Source organism: Terrabacter aeriphilus, from assembly GCF_039542985.1.
In the GTDB taxonomy this organism is placed as follows: Bacteria; Actinomycetota; Actinomycetes; order Actinomycetales; family Dermatophilaceae; genus Terrabacter; species Terrabacter aeriphilus.
In genome coordinates this window covers 359,977-377,463 of the sequence record NZ_BAABIW010000006.1, presented here as the reverse complement: position 1 = coordinate 377,463, position 17,487 = coordinate 359,977, and the positions used below count along the sequence as shown (strand labels likewise).

18 protein-coding genes are annotated in these 17,487 nt (G+C 73.7%); 11 read left to right on the top strand and 7 right to left on the bottom strand.

The features are described from left to right. Positions 1–13: 13 nt before the first annotated feature. Both ABD979_RS03985 and dnaK read right to left on the bottom strand, forming a co-directional pair. Entirely contained in the window at positions 14–688 is a 675-nt protein-coding gene (locus ABD979_RS03985; protein WP_345506145.1) for a nucleotide exchange factor GrpE, read from the bottom strand. Then, positions 685–2,598: a molecular chaperone DnaK gene (gene dnaK, locus ABD979_RS03980; protein ID WP_345506144.1), complete on the bottom strand. Its 1,914-nt coding sequence runs from the start codon at positions 2,596–2,598 to the stop codon at positions 685–687. The genes ABD979_RS03985 and dnaK overlap by 4 nt, the downstream gene beginning before the upstream one ends. Positions 2,599–2,861: 263 nt before the next feature. On the opposite strand from dnaK, the gene ABD979_RS03975 reads away from it, so the two are divergent. Together ABD979_RS03975 and ABD979_RS03970 are read left to right on the top strand one after the other, a co-directional pair. After that, entirely contained in the window at positions 2,862–3,284 is a 423-nt protein-coding gene (locus tag ABD979_RS03975; RefSeq protein ID WP_345506143.1) for a hypothetical protein, read from the top strand. Between the two features lies 1 nt (position 3,285). Then, the gene (locus ABD979_RS03970; protein ID WP_345506142.1) at positions 3,286–3,480 is read left to right on the top strand and encodes a helix-turn-helix transcriptional regulator; all 195 of its coding nucleotides are present in this window, start codon (positions 3,286–3,288) and stop codon (positions 3,478–3,480) included. A gap of 24 nt (positions 3,481–3,504) precedes the next feature. On the opposite strand, the gene ABD979_RS03965 is transcribed toward ABD979_RS03970, so the two are convergent. Continuing rightward, positions 3,505–5,217 (bottom strand): alkaline phosphatase D family protein, encoded by a 1,713-nt coding sequence (locus ABD979_RS03965; protein WP_345506141.1) that lies wholly within the window; start codon positions 5,215–5,217, stop codon positions 3,505–3,507. Then, positions 5,214–5,954, bottom strand: coding sequence for a dienelactone hydrolase family protein (locus tag ABD979_RS03960; protein ID WP_345506140.1), 741 nt, complete (start codon positions 5,952–5,954; stop codon positions 5,214–5,216). Before ABD979_RS03960 ends, ABD979_RS03965 begins: the two co-directional genes overlap by 4 nt. Positions 5,955–6,003: 49 nt before the next feature. On the opposite strand from ABD979_RS03960, the gene ABD979_RS03955 reads away from it, so the two are divergent. From ABD979_RS03955 to ABD979_RS03945, 3 genes are read left to right on the top strand one after another with little or no spacing between them, the layout of a single operon-like run. Beyond that, positions 6,004–6,870: a phosphotransferase family protein gene (locus ABD979_RS03955; RefSeq protein WP_345506139.1), complete on the top strand. Its 867-nt coding sequence runs from the start codon at positions 6,004–6,006 to the stop codon at positions 6,868–6,870. Between the two features lie 11 nt (positions 6,871–6,881). Then, positions 6,882–7,190 (top strand): TFIIB-type zinc ribbon-containing protein, encoded by a 309-nt coding sequence (locus ABD979_RS03950; RefSeq protein ID WP_345506138.1) that lies wholly within the window; start codon positions 6,882–6,884, stop codon positions 7,188–7,190. 11 nt (positions 7,191–7,201) lie between these two features. Continuing rightward, the gene (locus ABD979_RS03945) at positions 7,202–8,050 is read left to right on the top strand and encodes a DUF3626 domain-containing protein (RefSeq protein ID WP_345506137.1); all 849 of its coding nucleotides are present in this window, start codon (positions 7,202–7,204) and stop codon (positions 8,048–8,050) included. Between the two features lie 35 nt (positions 8,051–8,085). Here ABD979_RS03945 and ABD979_RS03940 read toward each other — a convergent pair whose 3' ends face one another. Further along, the gene (locus ABD979_RS03940; RefSeq protein ID WP_345506136.1) at positions 8,086–8,715 is read right to left on the bottom strand and encodes a hypothetical protein; all 630 of its coding nucleotides are present in this window, start codon (positions 8,713–8,715) and stop codon (positions 8,086–8,088) included. Between the two features lie 22 nt (positions 8,716–8,737). Next, positions 8,738–10,468: an alpha/beta hydrolase gene (locus ABD979_RS03935; RefSeq protein ID WP_345506135.1), complete on the bottom strand. Its 1,731-nt coding sequence runs from the start codon at positions 10,466–10,468 to the stop codon at positions 8,738–8,740. 94 nt (positions 10,469–10,562) lie between these two features. On the opposite strand from ABD979_RS03935, the gene ABD979_RS03930 reads away from it, so the two are divergent. From ABD979_RS03930 to ABD979_RS03910, 5 genes are all read left to right on the top strand, one after another. Then, positions 10,563–11,426, top strand: a complete 864-nt coding sequence (locus ABD979_RS03930) for an alpha/beta fold hydrolase (protein WP_345506134.1) — start codon at positions 10,563–10,565, stop codon at positions 11,424–11,426. Between the two features lie 331 nt (positions 11,427–11,757). Further along, entirely contained in the window at positions 11,758–12,477 is a 720-nt protein-coding gene (locus ABD979_RS03925) for a DsbA family oxidoreductase (RefSeq protein ID WP_345506133.1), read from the top strand. A gap of 17 nt (positions 12,478–12,494) precedes the next feature. Beyond that, entirely contained in the window at positions 12,495–12,917 is a 423-nt protein-coding gene (locus tag ABD979_RS03920; RefSeq protein ID WP_345506132.1) for an MmcQ/YjbR family DNA-binding protein, read from the top strand. A 32-nt stretch (positions 12,918–12,949) separates the two neighbouring features. Beyond that, positions 12,950–13,597, top strand: a complete 648-nt coding sequence (locus ABD979_RS03915; protein ID WP_345506131.1) for a CAP domain-containing protein — start codon at positions 12,950–12,952, stop codon at positions 13,595–13,597. Then, complete coding sequence (locus ABD979_RS03910) at positions 13,590–14,444, top strand: 2-phosphosulfolactate phosphatase (protein ID WP_345506130.1); 855 nt, start codon at positions 13,590–13,592, stop codon at positions 14,442–14,444. Before ABD979_RS03915 ends, ABD979_RS03910 begins: the two co-directional genes overlap by 8 nt. 148 nt (positions 14,445–14,592) lie before the next feature. Here ABD979_RS03910 and ABD979_RS03905 read toward each other — a convergent pair whose 3' ends face one another. Further along, on the bottom strand, positions 14,593–15,975 hold the full coding sequence (locus ABD979_RS03905; RefSeq protein WP_345506129.1) for an NAD(P)/FAD-dependent oxidoreductase: 1,383 nt from the start codon (positions 15,973–15,975) through the stop codon (positions 14,593–14,595). A 151-nt stretch (positions 15,976–16,126) separates the two neighbouring features. Here ABD979_RS03905 and ABD979_RS03900 point away from each other — a divergent pair, with 151 nt between their 5' ends. Next, the gene (locus tag ABD979_RS03900; protein WP_345506128.1) at positions 16,127–17,482 is read left to right on the top strand and encodes an aspartate aminotransferase family protein; all 1,356 of its coding nucleotides are present in this window, start codon (positions 16,127–16,129) and stop codon (positions 17,480–17,482) included. The last annotated feature ends 5 nt before the right edge of the window (positions 17,483–17,487 follow it).

The following is a 17,487-nucleotide window of genomic DNA, read 5'->3' as shown; positions in this document are numbered from 1 at the left end:
GGCGGCGGACACGTCAAGCGGGGTCGGCAACCGACACCCGCGCCGCGCGCACCAGCCGGTCACCGATGCGGTAGCCGGGCTGGAGCACCTGCACGACGGTGGTCCCCGTCGCTCCCTCGGGCAGCTCGGCCTCCACGTGCATGAGCGCCTCGTGCACGTTCGGGTCGAACTCCTGGCCGGCCTCGCCCACACGCTCGACGCCGAAGCGGCCGAGGGTGGCCTCGAGCTTGTCGGCGATGGCCGCGAACGGGCCACCGGCGAGGTCGCCGGCCTGGCGGGCCATGTGGATGTCGTCGAGGACCGGGAGCAGCGACTCGACGACGCTGCCGACGGCCGTGTGGCGGATGACCTCGCGGTCGCGGTCGACGCGCTTCTTGTAGTTGACGTACTCGGCCTGCAGGCGCTGCAGGTCGGCGAGCAGCGTCGCCGCCATGGTGTCCTCCTCCGCGAGGGCCTGGGTCTCGCCCTCGCCGTCGGTGGAGGACCCGTCGGAGCCCTGGTGGTCGAACTCGTCCTCGCCACCCGGCTCGGACGAGGCGCCCGCGCCGCCCTCGTAGTAGCTGTGGTGACGCTCGCCCGAGCCGCCCCGGGGCGGGGTGCCGGCGGCGTCGCCGCCGGCACCCGTCGCGTCCGTCGCGGTCACGTCGGGCTGCTCGCCGGACGTGCCGTGGGTGTCGGACTCGGTCACTTGGCGTCCTTGGCCTCGTCGTCGTCGACGACCTCGGCATCGACGACGTCGTCGTCGGACGCACCGGACGTGTCGGACGCACCGTCACCGGCACCCGGACCGTCCTGCGCCCCAGCCGAACCCGCGGCGTTGGCGGCCGCCTGCTCGGAGGCGTAGACGGCCTGGCCCATGGCCTGCGACTTCGTGTTGAGGTCCTCGACCTTCGCCTTGATGTCGTCGGCCGTGGCCTCGGACCCCTCGGCGATGGCGGCCTTGAGGTCGGCGAGCGACTCCTCGACCGGCGTCTTGACGTCGGCGGGGACCTTGTCGCCGGACTCCTTGAGGAACGACTCGGTCGAGAAGACGAGCTGCTCGCCCTGGTTGCGCACCTCGGCCTCCTCGCGACGCTTGCGGTCCTCGTCGGCGTGCGCCTCGGCGTCCTTGACCATCTTGTCGATCTCCTCCTTGGAGAGGGCCGACCCGCCGGTGATCGTCATCTTCTGCTCCTTGCCGGTGCCCTGGTCCTTGGCACTGACGTTGACGATGCCGTTGGCGTCGATGTCGAAGGTGACCTCGATCTTCGGCACGCCGCGGGGCGCCGGCGCGATGCCGGTCAGCTCGAAGGTGCCGAGCGACTTGTTGTGCTGGGCGATCTCGCGCTCACCCTGGAACACCTGGATGAGGACCGAGGGCTGGTTGTCGTCGGCGGTGCTGAAGATCTCCGAGCGCTTCGTCGGGATCGCGGTGTTGCGCTCGATGAGCTTGGTGAACAGGCCACCCTTGGTCTCGATGCCGAGCGAGAGCGGCGTGACGTCGATGAGCAGGACGTCCTTGCGCTCGCCCTTGAGGACACCGGCCTGCAGGCTCGCGCCCATGGCGACGACCTCGTCGGGGTTGACGCCCTTGTTGGGGGCCTTGCCGCCGGTCAGCTCGGTGACGAGCGCGGTGACGGCCGGCATACGGGTCGAACCACCGACGAGCACGACGTGGTCGATGTCGGCGACCTTGATGCCAGCGTCCTCGATGACCTTGTGGAACGGCGCCTTGGTGCGGTCGAGGAGCGACTTCGTCATCTGCTCGAACTGCGCACGCGTCAGGGACTCGTCAAGGTGGATCGGACCCTCGGGCGTCATCGAGATGTACTGCGCCGAGATGTTGGTGCTCGTCGCGGTGGAGAGCTCCTTCTTGGCCCGCTCGGCCTCGTCGCGGAGGCGCTGCATCGCGATCTTGTCCTTGGAGAGGTCCTGGCCCGTCTTGTTCTTCACCTGGGTGATGAGGTGCTGGACGACGACGTCGTCCCAGTCGTCGCCACCGAGGTGGTTGTCGCCGTTCGTGGCGCGCACCTGGATCGTGGCGAAGCCGTCCTCGGCGTCCTTGCCCACCTCGAGGAGGGAGACGTCGAACGTGCCACCACCGAGGTCGAAGACGAGGATGAGCTCGTCCTCCTTGCCCTTGTCGAGGCCGTAGGCCAGCGCGGCCGCGGTCGGCTCGTTGACGATGCGCAGGACGTTGAGGCCCGCGATCTCACCGGCCTCCTTGGTGGCCTGGCGCTCGGCGTCGTCGAAGTAGGCCGGCACGGTGATGACGGCGTCGGTGACGGCCTCGCCCAGGTAGGACTCGGCGTCGCGCTTCAGCTTCTGCAGGATGCGGGCGCTGATCTCCTGGGCCGTGTACGTCTTGCCGTCGATCTCGGGCGACTTCCAGTCGGTGCCCATGTGGCGCTTGACGGAGCGGATCGTCCGGTCGACGTTGGTGACGGCCTGGCGCTTGGCGACCTCGCCGACGAGCACCTCGCCGTTCTTGGAGAACGCGACGACGGACGGCGTGGTGCGCCCGCCCTCGGCGTTCGCGATGATGCTCGGCTCGCCGCCCTCCAGGACGGAGACGGCCGAGTTGGTGGTACCGAGGTCGATTCCGACCGCACGTGCCATGGGTGACTCCTTGGGTGCTGATGCTGTGGTCTGGTGAAGCAGGTCCTCGCTCAATCTGCTCCGACTTCGGCATGATTGTCAAAACCGGACTCGCAAATCTTGCGTTCACTCGACTCAACTCTCGGACGGCCCCGGGTGTTCCCGACCGCCACCGCGATCTCACCCCGACCGGCGACCACCCCTTGACGCCGCCACGCACGTCAAGCATCCTTTACGTCAAGCACGCTTGACACCGCGTCGAGCGCACCGACGTGGAGGCTCCCGTGACCCCTTCCCCCGCCGCCCTCGGCCGCCGCCGCCTCGCCGCGGGCGTCGCCACCCTCGTCGGCGCCGGAGCCGTCGGCGCGCTCGCGGGGAGCATCGGCGACCGGCCGTTCGCCCTCACCGCCGCCGTCTTCGGCGCCGCCACGCTCGCGCCCCTCGGCGCCCTGGCCTGGCTGCTGCTCGTCGCGCCCCTGACCGTCCGGCGCGACCGCAACCCCACCGACAACGTCGAGCACGGCTGGGTGCAGGCCGCGGCCGCCGGGGCCTTCACCGACCTGCTCGTCGTGCTCGGGCTCGGTCTCGCGGTCGTGTCGGTCGTCGACCCCGTGCTGGAGACCCAGCTCGTGCTCCTGGCGATCGTCGTCCTCGCGATGGGCGACGCCTCCGTGCGCTACGTGGTGCTCGAGCGCCGCAGCCGCTGAGGTGGACAACGACATCGCGGCGCGACGCGCCGACCGCGGGCTCTCGCAGGCCCAGCTCGCGGAGGCGCTGGGTGTCTCGCGCCAGACGGTCATCTCGCTCGAGAAGGGGCGCTTCGACCCGAGCCTGCCGCTGGCGTTCCGGCTCGCGGCGCTCTTCGAGGCGCGGATCGAGGAGATCTTCCACCCCGACGAGTGAGGCCGTTCAGCCAGGGAGCCGGGCTCAGCCCCCCGGGAGCCGCACGGTCGCCACGGTCGTCAGCACCGGGTGGGCGTCGTCGCCGTCGCGGATCTCGCCGCCGCGCCAGACGATCGACAGGTCGGGCCCCTGGACGGTCAGCTCGGCCAGGCAGTTGTCGAACCACGGACCGTCGGTCACCTCCCACGAGCACGGCGGCTCGGGCACGCGCCGCGAGTGGGCGGCCACGGCGTGCATCGGCCGAACGAGGCTGCGGGCGAACGCCGACATCATGACGCGCACGCCGCGCGGCATGGGGTTGCGGATGGGCGAGCACACGGCCTGGACGATGCGCGACCGGGCGCCGTGGCGCTCCCGCGCGTCGACGACCTCGGCGACGTAGGAGTTGTGGACGTCGCCGGAGAGGAAGGTCACCGTGGCCGGGGCCGTCCCGCGCCGACCGCGCGCGACCTCGAGCACCATCGCGAACACCTCGACGAAGCCGTCGTTGAAGGCAGCCCAGTGCTCGAGGTCGATGGACTGCCGCGCCTTCTCGGCCGCCCGGGCCACGAGCGGGCCGTGCGTGCCGCTCGCGAGCACCTCGTCGATGGCCTCCAGGTCGTGCAGGCCCGGCGGGAGCAGGAACGGCAGGGAGGTGCCGATGAGCAGGTGCTCCACGTCTCCCGTCAGCTGCTCGTCGAGCCACTGCAGCTCCGCGGGGTCGAGCATCGAGCGGTGCTCGGGCTCCAGCACGCGCGCCGCGCGCGAGTCGACGACGACGAGCCGGCAGTCGCCGAGGTCGCGCCGGTAGCTCCAGCGGTACGCCTCGGGGTGCCGGTCGGTGCGCCGGGCGAGGTCGAAGACCGCGTCCGTCAGGTCGAGCTCCTCCTCGACCCCCTGGGAGCCACCTGAACTGCGCGGATCAGACTGCGCGGCAACGACCTTCGCGTAGACCTCGTCCTCGTCGAGCTGTGCCGGCGACAGGTTGCCGATGTGCTGGTAGACCCAGTACGACGAGAGCCCGCCCATCAGCCGCTCGTGCCACCACGGGGTCCGGTTGATCTGCTCGTGCCACGTCCACGACGTGTTCCAGTCGTCGCGGATGTCGTGGTCGTCGAAGACCATGCAGCTCGGCACGGTGGAGAGCAGCCACCGGTTCGCGTCGTCGTTCCACGCGAGCCAGTAGAGGTGGGCGTACTCCTCGAAGTCCTTGATCTCCTCTCCCGGCGGCTCGGCGATGTCGCGGCGCGTCGCGATGAACTCCCGCATCGCCTCCGAGGTCTCGTCGGCGTAGACCTGGTCGCCGAGGAAGGCGACGAGGTCGGGCCACTCCTCCTCACCGCGGGCGAGTGCGAGCGCCAGGGTGCGCAGGGCGTCGACGCCGTTGGTCGCGTGGCCCTCCCGGTCGTGGGGCACGCTCGTGCGGCACGAGCCGAAGAGCAGCCGCGTGGGGCGGCCGCGGTCGAGGGTGCGGATGCGGGGGGCGGGAAAGGGGCTCGCCGGCGGCGGCCACGCGGCGGCGTCGTCGACCGACACGGCATACGGCAGGTCGCACCCGGGGGTGAGCCCGTCGACAACCACGAGCGCGTAGTGGTGGCCGTGCACGCGGAAGGTCGGCGCCGACCAGCGACGGCCACCGGCATCGACGGTGACGAGGGCGGCGGCGGCCGTCTCCACCCAGACCGTCGCGTCCGTCTCGCCGACGTGGCGCAGCATCGGCCCGAGGACGAGGGCGGGCGCGTCGGCCCTCTCGCTCATGACCCGAGGTGGGCGTCGAGGAACGCGAGCGTGCGCTCCCACGCGTCGGCCGCGACCACGGCGTTGTAGCGCACCGGCGAGGTGTCGTTGAAGAAGGCGTGCCCGACGCCGTGGTAGACGCGCGCCGAGAAGTCGACGCCGGCCCGCTCCATCCGCGACTCCAGGTCGGGCACGGCGTCGGTGATGCCGTGGTCGTCCTCGCCGTAGAAGGCGAGCACGGGGCACGCGATCGTCGCGGGGTCGGCGGACTCGGGGAAGCTGCCGTAGAACGGCAGGGCCGCCCGGAGGCGCGGGTCGGCGGCCGCGAGGGCGAACGCATACGTGCCCCCGAAGCAGAAGCCGACGACCCCGACGCGACCGCGCACGCCGGGCTCGTCGACGACGCCGTCGACGACGGCTCGCAGCGCCGGCACGGCCCACGCGGCGAACTCCGGCTGGCGGGCGGGCGTCGTCGCCTCCCGCAGCTGCGGCTGTGCGGCCAGGCGGTCCTCCTCCGACGCGCTCGCCATGAGCTCGAAGATGCGCGCGCCCACCTCCGGCGTCAGTCCGACGTGGCCGAGCAGGTCGGGCGCGACGGCGAGGTAGCCCTGCGCGGCGAAGCGGTCGGCGACGTCCTTGACGTGGTCGACCAGCCCCCAGATCTCCTGGATGACGACGACGGCGCCGCGCGGCTCGCCCGGCGGGTCGGCGCGATAGGCGGTGAGGTCGTGCTCGGGAACGTCGATCATGCGGCCCATGCCCCAGTCCTACCCCCTCCGGATGTGAAGCGGGCGCGACAATCGGTGCATGACTTCCGCGACGACCCCCTCGGGTGCCGAGGTCGTCGTCGCCGGCGACACCGTCACCAAGCTGCACCACCCGAGGACGGATGCCGCCCGGCTGGCCGAGCGCCTCGCCGTCGTCGCGCACGGGGACGGGGCGCGCGAGGTCTGGGTGCAGCCCCTGCGCGACGCACCGGGGCGCGCGGCCGACGGACGGCTCACGAGCGTGTGGCCGCGGGTGGGGGTGCTCGACCCGGAAGACGGCGAGCAGCCCTGGGCCGAGGCCGGTCGGCTGCTCGCCGACCTGCACGGCTGGCCGGTGCCCCTGGCGGCGACCGACCGTCCGGGCACGCTGCCGCTGCGCGACCACGGCTGGCCGGCACGCCTCGCCCGGGCCCGCGCCCGGCTCGGCGGCCCGGGCGGAAGCACCGCCGTGATGCTCGGCGGGCTCGGCGACCGCCTCCTCGACGAGGTGGCGGACGAGGGGGCCGGGCGGACCGGGCGGGAGATCCGGACGGTCGTGCACGGCGACTTCCACCTCGGCAACCTCGCCCGCACCGGCGCGGGGCTGCGCCTGCTCGACCCGGACGACCTCGGCCTCGGCGACCCGGCCTGGGACCTCGCCCGCCCGGCCGGCTACTGGGCGGCCGGCCTGCTCGCCGACGAGGACTGGGACCGCTTCCTCGGCGCCTACGCCGATGCCGGCGGCCGCGCGGTGCCGCCCGGCGAGGACCCGTGGCCACGGCTCGACCTGCCGGCGCGGTGCGCCGTCTTCGTCGCCGCCGTCCGGGCGGTGGCCGGCCCCGGAGGCACCGCGCGGGGCGGCGTCGTCCAGCCCGCTCACAGCGCACTCCCGGTCGACGCTCTGGTGGCGGCCTGCTCGCGAATGTGAGGATGGGCCCCATGAGCCAGCAGCCACCCCCGTTCCCGCACCAGGACTCGACCGGCGCGGCCTACCAGCCGCAGGGCTTCGTCTGCCCCAAGTGCCGCGGCACGATGCGCACCTACGACCGCAACGGCGTGCACGTCGAGCAGTGCGACCAGTGCCGCGGCATCTTCCTCGACTTCGGCGAGTTCGAGCACCTGAGCCAGCTCGAGAGCCGCTTCGCCGCCCAGCCACCGCCCCAGCAGTACGGCGGCCCGGCGTGGGGCAGCCGGGGCGGCAAGCAGTACCGCAAGAAGGGCATGGCCGGCCTCTTCTTCTCCAGCTGAGCCCCCAGACGGTGCACGACGACGTGACGACGCAGCCGGATGCCGTCCGGCGGGCGCTCGCGCACGTGCGCCGGCTCTCGGCCGGTCCGGCCCTCGACCCGACCGCGCGGGTCACGCTCAACTTCCACCCCGACCGCCTGGTGCGCGGCGAGCCGATCCTCGCCGCCATGGCGCGCGACGGCAGCTACCGCTCCCAGTTCGAGACCGGCACGAGCAACGGCGGGCTCACCGCGCACCCCGGTGGCGACCGGTGGCGGTGGGAGAGCCGGATCTTCGGCGGCGCCTACGACGCCGCGGAGGCCGCCCTGCGCCCGAAGTACGGCGGCCTCGACCTGCAGCGGCGTGGCTACGGCGCCGCGCCGCGCTTCGGCTCGGCCCACGTGCGGCTGACGTCGGCCACGCTGGAGCGCACGACGTTCTGCTTCCCCGACAGCGTCTTCGAGCCCGAGCACTTCGGCACCGCAGCGGCGTTCGGCCTCGCGGACGTCGCGGCGGAAGCCGGCCACGACCTGCTCGACGACTACGTCGAGGCGCACGTGCACGGCGTCGTCGACCTGGGCCGGGACGTCGAGGCCCTCGTGCTCGACCCTGCCTACTGCGGCACCGGGGTGGAGGCCGACGCGCGGCGCCTGGGCGTCCCCGTCGAGTGGCACCGGGGCTTCCGCCTCGAGGTCGAGACCCTGCGGGCCCACCCGGACTACCGCGGGCCCGAGTTCGTCGTGCTCGGCGAGGCGCTCGCCGTCGACGGCGTCCTCACGCCGCCCGTGATCGGCGCGGCGTCACGCGAGGGGCGCCACGACGAGCAGGCGCTCAAGCGGGTGTGGCACCTCCTCGCCCGCTTCGGCGGCACCAGCGCCTGAGCGGGTTCGCCGTACGCCGTGCGTCGGTCCGCGCGTCACGCCGCGGGGGCCGCCCCCGGCTCGGCCCGGGTGACGACGGTCGTCACGACCGAGGTCACCGACGGCGTGGCCGGGGTCGACGAGAAGCCGAAGCGGCAGGCCGGCTCGACCCGCGTCAGGGTGCCGAGGGGGCTGCCCTCGAAACGGCCCTCGAGCGCGGTCACGGCGTGCAGGTCGGTCGCGCCATAGTACTCCCGGCGCCCGGCGAGCGCGGTGCCCCGCGTGCGCACGCCCTTCATGACCACCCGGGCGACGGGGTCGACGACGGTCGCCCAGGCCGGGCTGGCGGCGATGCGGGCCGGCACGGCGCGCAGCAGGCGCCCGAGCGGCAGCCGCGCCCCGACCGCGAGGTCGAGCTCGAGCGACGGCGACTCGACCCGCCACCGCTGCGGCCCGCTCGTCACGGTGATCGCCTCGATGCGCACCTCGTCGAAGGCATACGTCGACTCGATGAACGAGGCCACCTCGGGCGTGGGCGCGAGCAGCACCCGGTGCCCGTCGGCCGTCTCGACCATGGCGTCACCGAACGCGCCGAGGGGCGTGGTGTGCCACGACCCGATGACGACCCGGACACCCGAGGTGGAGCCGACACCGGCGATGTGGCCGCGGAAGCGTTGAGCTGGCACGGCACGAGCCTAGGCGCTCGGCTCACTCGACGCGGTTGACGGTCTCCTCGATGCCGGCCGTGATGCGGCTGTAGTCGTCGGTCGGCGAGCCGCCGAGCACCGAGCCCCACGCCGGCACGAGCTCCGCGCCGTAGCGGTGGCCGTAGCCGTCGGGCGGGTCGTGGCCGACCGCCATGTCGGTCGTCAGCTGCCAGAACGTCACAAAGGGGATCCACGTGACGTCGGGGTTGACGTCACGGCCGCGCGGCTCGCGCAGCCAGTCCGGCTCGGCGCCGAGGAGGGCCGGGTTCCACCAGACGACGGGGTCGGAGGGGTGCTGGGCGTAGACGAACCGCGGGAAGTCCCAGGCGCCGTAGTCGCGCCCGTAGTAGTCGTGCGTCAGCTGGTCGCCGTTCGCCGCGAACCGGACGTGCAGGCCGTCGTCGACGACCGGCACGATCTCGGGCGAGCCCTCGGTGCGCTGCGCCGTGAGCTCCGCCGCGATGTCGGTGAAGCTCGGGGTCCCGACCCACACCCCGCCCTGCGCCCGGGAGAGCATGTCGGCGGCGTCGGTGAACGCGGCCTGGCCGCCGTAGGACCCCAGCGACTCGCCCCCGACGACGAGGCGCGGGCGCGAGCCCTCGGGCAGCGTGCGCCACACGGCATACACCTTGTCGAAGAGCGCCCGGCCGGCCTCGCGGGGGGTGTCGCGGTCGGTCATGATCGACATGGCGCTCGGCAGGTAGGAGTACTGCATCGCGGCGACCGCGCTGTCGCCGTCGCTGAGGTACTCGATCGACTGCACCGACCAGTCGTCGACCCAGCCGGTGCCGGTGGTCGTGATGACGGCGAGCACGCGCCGGTCGAACGCCCGCGTGCGCTGGAGCTCTCGCACGACCGCGTCGGCGACGTCGGCGACGCTGCGGTCGTCGGTGCGGCCGGCATAGACCCGGATCGGCTCGTCCGCGGACCTCCCCGTGGCGGAGGAGATCTCGGCCGCGGTCGGGGCGCTCGTGACGAACATCTGCCCCTGGAAGCCGAGGCTGTCGTAGGGCTCGAGCGACCCGGGGCCGCCCGAGCGCAGTGGCGACACGGGGGCGGTGCGACCGCTCGGTGAGCTGGAGTTGACCTGGGCGGCGATGCCGGCGAACGCCTGCATGCCGCGGTGGAAGAGGACGTTGTCGGTGACCCACGCCGCGGCGATGGCGACGACGACGACGGCGATGACGGTCGCGATCGTCTGCGGCACGACGTGCCCCGCCGCCTCGGCGATGCCGTGGGTGGCGCTCCGCAGCCCGCGCGCGACGGAGAGGAAGAGCACGGCGACGACGGTGGCCAGCACGAGCGCGAGAGCCCAGTCCAACGGGTCGAGGGGCGCGAGCCCGACGACCGCCGCGGTGCGGGCCTGCGAGCGCACGTTCGCCACGGTGAGCCCGAGCACCGCCACCGCGCCGAGCACCGGCGCCGCGACGAGCAGCACGTGCCGCGCCTGCTCGCTCACGGTGACCCGGAGCCCGATCCACCGCCCGACCGTGCGCACGACCCAGGCGACGACGACCCCCAGCGCGTAGCCCGCCACGGCGCACAGCCCGCTGATGAGGCCCTGGTAGTACCACGTGCGGGGCAGCAGGCTCGGCGACATCGAGGTGAGGAAGTAGGCGGCGCCGAGGAGCAGCCCGGTGCGCGAGAGGTGCCACCACGGTCGCCGTGTCCGGCGCGCGGCGGTCGCGTCTGGCGCAGCGGTCGCGTCTGGCGCTGCGGTCTCGTCGGGCATGGCACCACCGTAGGTCGCGGGCGGCCCTCGCCGCCTCCGGCACCTCCCCTGGGTGACGACCCTGACCGGGCAGGATCGGGGGCAGGATGGGGTCATGCCTGCTGACGACGACCGCATCGCGACCTTCACCCGCGACGGCCTGCACTTCGAGGTGACCGATGCGGGCCCGGCCGACGGCGAGGTCGTCGTGCTCCTCCACGGCTTCCCGACCGACCGCACCGGCTGGGACCGGGTCGCCGAGCGGCTGCACGCGGCCGGGCTGCGCACCCTCGCGCCCGACCAGCGCGGCTACTCCCCCGCCGCGCGCCCGGCCGGCCGTGACGCGTACCGCCTCGAGGAGCTCGTGGCCGACGTGCTGGCCCTGGTCGACGCCACCGGCCGCGAGCGCGTGCACCTCGTCGGTCACGACTGGGGCGGCGCCCTCGCCTGGCTCGTCGCGGCCAACCACCCCGACCGCATCGCCTCGCTCACCGTGCTGTCGACGCCCCATCCCGCCGCGATGTCGCGGGCCTGGCGCCGGGGCCTGGAGCAGAAGCGCAAGTCCTGGTACATGGCCGCGTTCCAGGTGCCCTGGGTGCCCGAGCGCGTCGTGGCCGCCACCTTCACCACCCTGATGGCCCGCTCGGGCCTGCCCGATCCCGAGCGCAGCAGGTATGCCGCCCGGCTGGCCCACGCGGACGCGCTCACCGGGCCGATCAACTGGTACCGCGCGGCCGGCCGCTCGCACGTCGGCGCGCACCGCGTCGAGGTGCCGACCACCTACGTGTGGGGCTCGCGCGACGCGTTCCTCGGGCGCACCGCCGCGGAGCTGACCCGAGAGCACGTGGGCGCCGACTACGCCTTCGTCGAGCTCGACGCCGGGCACTGGCTCCCGGAGACCCGCGACGCCGAGGTCGCGACCGCCGTCCTCGACCGGGTCCACCCGAACCCCCACACCCGCCGCCACCCCCACCCCTGACCCCACCCGAACCAAACCGTCGAGAGGCCACTCTTGGTGGGTCAGCGCACCTCGAGAGGCCAAACCGGACGGCATACCTGCTCGTCGAGAGGCCACCCTTCGTGAGTCAGCGCGCGTCGAGAGGCCACCACTCGTGAGTCAGCGCGCGTCGAGAGGCCACCCTTCGTGAGTCAGCGCGCGTCGAGAGGCCAGAATCCGCTCGCACCGAACGGCCTCTCGACCCGAGCGGACCCGCAAAGGGTGGCCTGTCGACGGTGGCGGACCCACCAGAAGTGGCCTTTCGACGGTTGAGGGCGGGAACAACCGGCGGGGGCGGGTAGGTTGCACGACCGTGAAGATCGACATCTGGTCCGACATCGTGTGCCCGTTCTGCTACCTCGGCAAGCGCCGGCTCGAGGCCGCGCTCGCGACGTTCGAGCACGCCGACGAGGTCGAGGTGACCTGGCACAGCTTCGAGCTCGACCGTGGCGCGCAGCCCGTGTCGGACCTCCCGCTCGTCGACCTCGTGGCCCGCAAGTACGGCACGAGCCGCGAGCAGGCCGTCGCGCAGCACCGCTCGATGGCTGAGGCGGCCGCCGAGCTGGGCCTCGCCTTCAACTGGGAGCAGGCCCGCTACGGCAACACCTTCGACGCCCACCGCGTCGTCCACCTCGCCGCCGAGCACGGCCTCGCCGACGCGGCGCACGAGCGCCTCATGCGGGCCTACTTCACCGACGGGCTCGCGGTCGGTGACCGCGAGGTGCTCGTCGGGCTCGCCGGCGAGATCGGCCTCGACCCCGACGTGGTGCGCGCGATGCTCGAGTCCGACGATTACGGCAACCACGTGCGCAGCGACGAGGCGACGGCCAAGATGCTCGGCATCGAGTCGGTGCCCTTCTTCGTCCTCGACCGCAAGTACGGCGTCTCCGGCGCCCAGCCGCCCGAGGTCTTCACGCAGGCCCTCCAGACGGCGTGGGAGACGCGCCACGAGGTGCCGGAGCCGGTCGCGGCGGGCGGCGGCTGCGGCGGTGGCTGCGGCGCCGGCGGCTGCGGGGGCGCCTGCAGCGCCTGAGGCCTACCGTGGTGGGCATGGCCCACCCGATCATGTTCGACGGCGGCGACCCCTACCTCGCCCGCGTCCGCGCGATCTGCCTCGCCTTCCCCGGTGCCGACGAGAAGGTGTCGCACGGACGCCCGACGTTCTTCACGACGAAGGTCTTCCTCACCTACGGCGGCGTCGTCAGGGGTGACCACGACCCGGAGCCGTACCGGCAGTCGGTGCTCGTGCTGCCCGACGCGTCCGAGCGACCGGCCCTGCTGGGCGACGACCGCTTCTTCGACCCCGCCTACGTCGGGCCCTCCGGCTGGGTCGGGCTCGACCTGCGCGCGTGCGGGTCACCCGACGAGCTGGACTGGCAGGAGGTGGGCGAACTCGTCGACGCGTCGTACCGCCTCACCGCCCCCGCGCGACTCGTGCGCGCGCTCGACGACGCCCGCCCCACGGGCGCGTAGGGTACGCCTCGCGACGGCGACGGAGGACGCACATGGGACGGCATGCGGAGGTGGGGACGACGGGGTCGTTGCGCGCCGTCGTGCTGACGCTCACCGCGTCGGTCCTGCTCGTCGCGGGCGGTGTCGCCATCCTCTGGTCGGCCTCCGACCTGCGCGTCGGGCCGCCCGGCAGCGTCTCCCAGACCGTGGCGGACGACGGGAGTCCGGGGGTGGTGCGCCTCGGGCAGCTGCGCGACGCGGGCGAGCTCGACGAGCTGGAGCAGCGGGGCGCGGCGTGGACCGACCTGGCGGCGATCCGCCTCGCGATGGGTCGCGAGGTCGTCGCGCTCGTGGACGCCGAGCGCCGGCGGGAGGGGTGCGCCCCGCTCTCGCCCAGCCTCGTGCTGCGGCGGGCGGCCCAGCTCCACACCGCCGACATGGCCGACGCCGGCTACCTCTCCCTGACCAGCCCCTCGGGCGTCACGCTGCTGCAGCGGGCGCGCGACCTGGGCTACGCCGGGCCGATGGTCGGCGGCAGCGTCTCCGTCGACCACGCTGGCCCCGAGGGGGTCGTGCACGCCTGGCTGGGCGTCGCACGCTCCCGCACGACGCTGCTCGACTGCTCCTACAACCAGGTCGGCGTCGGCTTCGCGACCACCGACGCGAACCGGACCTACTGGACGGTGGCGCTCGGTGGCTGAGCCGACGGGCGCGCCCCTGCCGCGCTGGCACTCCCAGGACCGCCACGTCGTGCGCTTCGAGTGGGGCGCCGCGGGCGCCGAGGCCCTGACGAGGTATGCCGTCGCGTCGGGCTCACCCGTCTGTGCGGTCGTCGTCGACGTCCTCAGCTTCACGACGTGCGTCTCCGTCGCGGTCGACGCCGGGGTGCGCGTGCACCCCTACCGGTGGAAGGACGCGACGGCCGAGGCGTTCGCCGCCGAGCGCGGCGCCGTGCTCGCCGTGCCCCGCCCCGTCGGGCGCGCGACCGGCGGCATCAGCCTGTCGCCCTCGACGATCCGCGGTGCCGCGGGGCTGCGCGACCTCGTGCTGCCCTCTCCCAACGGCGCCACGACGAGCGCCGTGCTCGCCGGCACCGGGGCCGACGTCGTCGCCGGCTCGCTCCGCAACGCGTCGGCCGTGGCCGGGTGGATCGTCGGCTGGCTCACCGACCGGCTTGTCGCGACTCCCCGTCCGGGGCCGGGCGGTGGGCCGACCGTCGTCGTGGTGCCGAGCGGGGAGCGCTGGCCCGACGGGTCGCTGCGCCCCGCCGTCGAGGACCTCTGGGGCGCGGGGGCCGTTGTGGCCGCCCTCGCGACAAGGCTCGAGCACCGCGGCGGAGCGCTCCTGCTCAGCCCCGAGGCCGAGCTGGCCGGCACGGCCTGGCGCGCGGTCGAGGCCCGGGCGGGCGAGGCGCTGGCCGACTGCGCGAGCGGGCGTGAGCTCGTCGAGCAGGACTGGGCCGACGACGTGGCGGTCGCCGCCGAGGTGGATGCCTCCGACGTCGTGCCGGTGCTGACGGACGGCGTCTACACGGGCCACCGGGCCTGACCCGCCCGCCCGGCTCACGGCATACGGCGGGGGCGCCGCCGACGGACGACCGTTGCCCGCCGGCCGAGACCTGAGGCGCGCAGCGCCACGCCTGCCGAGAGCACGTCGTGCGACCGACGGTCGTCGGTCGGCGCCACCGGTCGGCGCGCTACTGGCCGAGCGCCGACCAGAACGCCGAGGCGGCTCGGGACGGGCGGCCCGTGCGCCGCTCGGAGCGGTCCGCCGACCCCATCAGCGCCGTCACGGCGTTGACGCCCAGCCAGCGGAGCGGCTCGGGCTCCCACGGCCGCGACGTGCGCCCGGCCCAGGGCAGCGCGGCGAGCTCGTCGGGGTCGTCGTCGCGGATCATGGCGGCGAGGGTGCGGCCGGCGAGCGCCGAGGTGGCGACGCCGTCGCCGACGTAGCCGCCGGCGAAGCCGAGGCCGGTGTGCCGGTCGTGGTGCACCGACGGGAACCAGTCACGCGGCACCCCGAGGTTGCCGCCCCAGGCGTGCGTGAAGGTCACGCCGTCGAGCACCGGGAACAGCTCGACGAGGATACGCCGCAGGCTCGCGTGCACCCGCTCGTCGCGGTCGTAGCGCGGCGCGACCCGCGAGCCGTAGTGGTAGGGAGCGCCCCTGCCCCCGAAGGCGATCCGTCCGTCGCGCGTGCGCTGGCCGTAGATCGTCAGGTGCCGGTTGTCGGCGAACGTCGTGCGTCGCTCGAGGCCGATCTGCGCCCACGTCGACTCCGGCAGCGGCTCGGTCGCGGTCATGAGGGAGTAGATCGGGGCGAGGGCGCGGCGACGGCCGGGCACGGTCGGCGTGTAGCCCTCGGTCGCGAGGACGACGTGCTCGGCGCGCACCGTGCCGTGCGGCGTGACGACGCGGCGGCTGCCGACCTCGACCGCCGGGGTCTGCTCGAGGACGGTGACGCCGCGCCGCTCGACGGCGTCGGCGAGGCCGCGCACGAGGCGGGCCGGGTGGATCGCCGCGCAGTGGGGGGTCCACGACCCCCCGAGCGCCTGGCTGACGCCCGCCATCTGCGTCACCTCGTGGGCGTCGAGGAGGCGGTGGTCCTCGTCGCCGAAGCCCCACGCGTGGTGCTCGGCCACCTCGGCGCGCACCCGGTCGAGCTGCGCGGGGTTGCGGGCCACCGCGAGGTAGCCGCCCTGGTCGAAGTGGCAGTCGATGCCCTCGGCGGCGGCGACCCGGCCGACCTCGGCGACGGTGTCGTGCAGCCGGTGCTGCATGCGCACCGCCGCGGCGCGACCCCGCTCGGCGGCCATCCGGGTCAGCGAGGCCGGGAAGAGCGCCGAGCACCAGCCCCCGTTGCGACCCGAGCCACCGAAGCCGGCGACCTCCTTCTCGACGACGGCGACCCGGATCGTCGGGTCGGCCGTGACGAGGTGGTAGGCGGTCCACAGCCCGGTGTAGCCCGCGCCCACGACGGCCACGTCGACGTCGAGGTCGGCGCCGAGGGCCGCCCGCGGCTCGATGGGGTCGATCGTGTCGTGCCAGAGGCTGAGGCCGCGGTATCCGCTCGGGGGCATGACGGGGATCATGCCACCGCAGCCTGTGCCCGTTGAAGGGTTCGGCTCGACTCTTTTCGTTGGAACGACAGTCAACGACTTCGGATTCCGTCGCGAACCGGGCATCCCTCCACCACTTCCGCCGAGACGTCCGACGCGGCATGATGCCCGCATGAGCACCCTCGACCGCACCCGCCTCGCCGACCTCCACGCCCGCGAGCGGGAGGCCTTCACGGCGGCGCGACCGCGCTCCCGGGCCCTCGCCGAGCGGGCCGCGCAGCACATGCCGGGCGGCGTGCCGATGAGCTGGATGGTCAAGTGGCCCGGCGACCACCCGGTCTTCGTCGACCACGCCGCGGGCGCGCACTTCACCTGCGTCGACGGCATCGACCACGTCGACCTCTGCCTCGGCGACACCGGCGCCATGATGGGCCACTCCCCCGCGCCCACGGTCGAGGCGGTCACCCGCCAGCTCTCCCGCGGCATCACGACGATGCTGCCCACCGAGGACGCCATCGCCGTCTCGACGGGCCTCGCCGAGCGGTTCGGACTGCCGTACTGGCAGTTCACGCTGACCGCCACCGACGCCAACCGGCACGCGATCCGCTATGCCCGCCACCTGACGGGGCGCAGCAAGGTCGTCGTGCACAACTGGTGCTACCACGGCTCGGTCGACGAGGCGTTCGCGACGCTGGGCCCCGAGGGGCGCACCGTCGACCGCCCCGGCAACATCGGCGCGCCCGTCGCGACGGCGGAGACGACCCGGGTCGTCGAGTTCAACGACCTCGACGCGCTCGAGCGCGCGCTCGCCCACGGCGACGTCGCCGCGATCCTCGTCGAGCCCGCGCTGACGAACATCGGCATCGTCCTGCCCGACCCCGGCTACAACGAGGGGGTCCGCGAGCTCGCCACGCGCTACGGCGCCCTCCTCGTCAACGACGAGACGCACACGATCTGCGCCGGCCCGGGCGGCTACACCGGCGCCCACGGCCTCGAGCCCGACCTGCTCGTCATCGGCAAGTCGATCGGCGGCGGGATCCCTTGCGGCACCTTCGGCTTCAGTCAGGACATCGCCGACCGCATCGTGCGCTCGGTCGAGCTCGAGGACGTCGACGTGGGCGGCATCGGCGGCACGCTGGCCGGCAACGGCCTGTCGATGGCGGCGATGAAGGCCACGCTCGACCACGTCATGACGCCCGCTGCGTTCGAGCACATGGTGCCGCTCGCCGACGCGTGGGCCGACGGGGTGCAGTCGGGCATCGACGAGGTCGGGGCGCCCTGGCACGTCACGCGCCTCGGGGCGCGGGCGGAGTACAACTTCTCCCTCGAGCCCTCGCACGACGGCCAGCAGGCCCACGACGCCGACGACTTCGAGCTGCAGCAGTACCTCCACCTCTACGCGCTCAACCGCGGCATCCTGCTGACGCCGTTCCACAACATGGCGCTCATGAGCCCGTCGACGACGCAGGCCGACGTCGACGCGCACAGCGCGATGTTCCTTGACTGCGTGCGCGAGCTCTTCGCCTGACGCGC

Bases quoted from the DNA above. Each gene is read 5' to 3' on its own strand.
- dnaK (WP_345506144.1), bottom strand. From the start codon at position 2,598: ATGGCACGTGCGGTCGGAATCGACCTCGGTACCACCAACTCGGCCGTC.
- ABD979_RS03915 (WP_345506131.1), top strand. From the start codon at position 12,950: ATGGGACGGCATGCGGAGGTGGGGACGACGGGGTCGTTGCGCGCCGTC.
- ABD979_RS03905 (WP_345506129.1), bottom strand. From the start codon at position 15,975: ATGCCCCCGAGCGGATACCGCGGCCTCAGCCTCTGGCACGACACGATC.
- ABD979_RS03950 (WP_345506138.1), top strand. From the start codon at position 6,882: ATGAGCCAGCAGCCACCCCCGTTCCCGCACCAGGACTCGACCGGCGCG.
- ABD979_RS03930 (WP_345506134.1), top strand. From the start codon at position 10,563: ATGCCTGCTGACGACGACCGCATCGCGACCTTCACCCGCGACGGCCTG.
- ABD979_RS03960 (WP_345506140.1), bottom strand. From the start codon at position 5,954: ATGGGCCGCATGATCGACGTTCCCGAGCACGACCTCACCGCCTATCGC.
- ABD979_RS03920 (WP_345506132.1), top strand. From the start codon at position 12,495: ATGGCCCACCCGATCATGTTCGACGGCGGCGACCCCTACCTCGCCCGC.
- ABD979_RS03935 (WP_345506135.1), bottom strand. From the start codon at position 10,468: ATGCCCGACGAGACCGCAGCGCCAGACGCGACCGCTGCGCCAGACGCG.
- ABD979_RS03955 (WP_345506139.1), top strand. From the start codon at position 6,004: ATGACTTCCGCGACGACCCCCTCGGGTGCCGAGGTCGTCGTCGCCGGC.
- ABD979_RS03965 (WP_345506141.1), bottom strand. From the start codon at position 5,217: ATGAGCGAGAGGGCCGACGCGCCCGCCCTCGTCCTCGGGCCGATGCTG.
- ABD979_RS03900 (WP_345506128.1), top strand. From the start codon at position 16,127: ATGAGCACCCTCGACCGCACCCGCCTCGCCGACCTCCACGCCCGCGAG.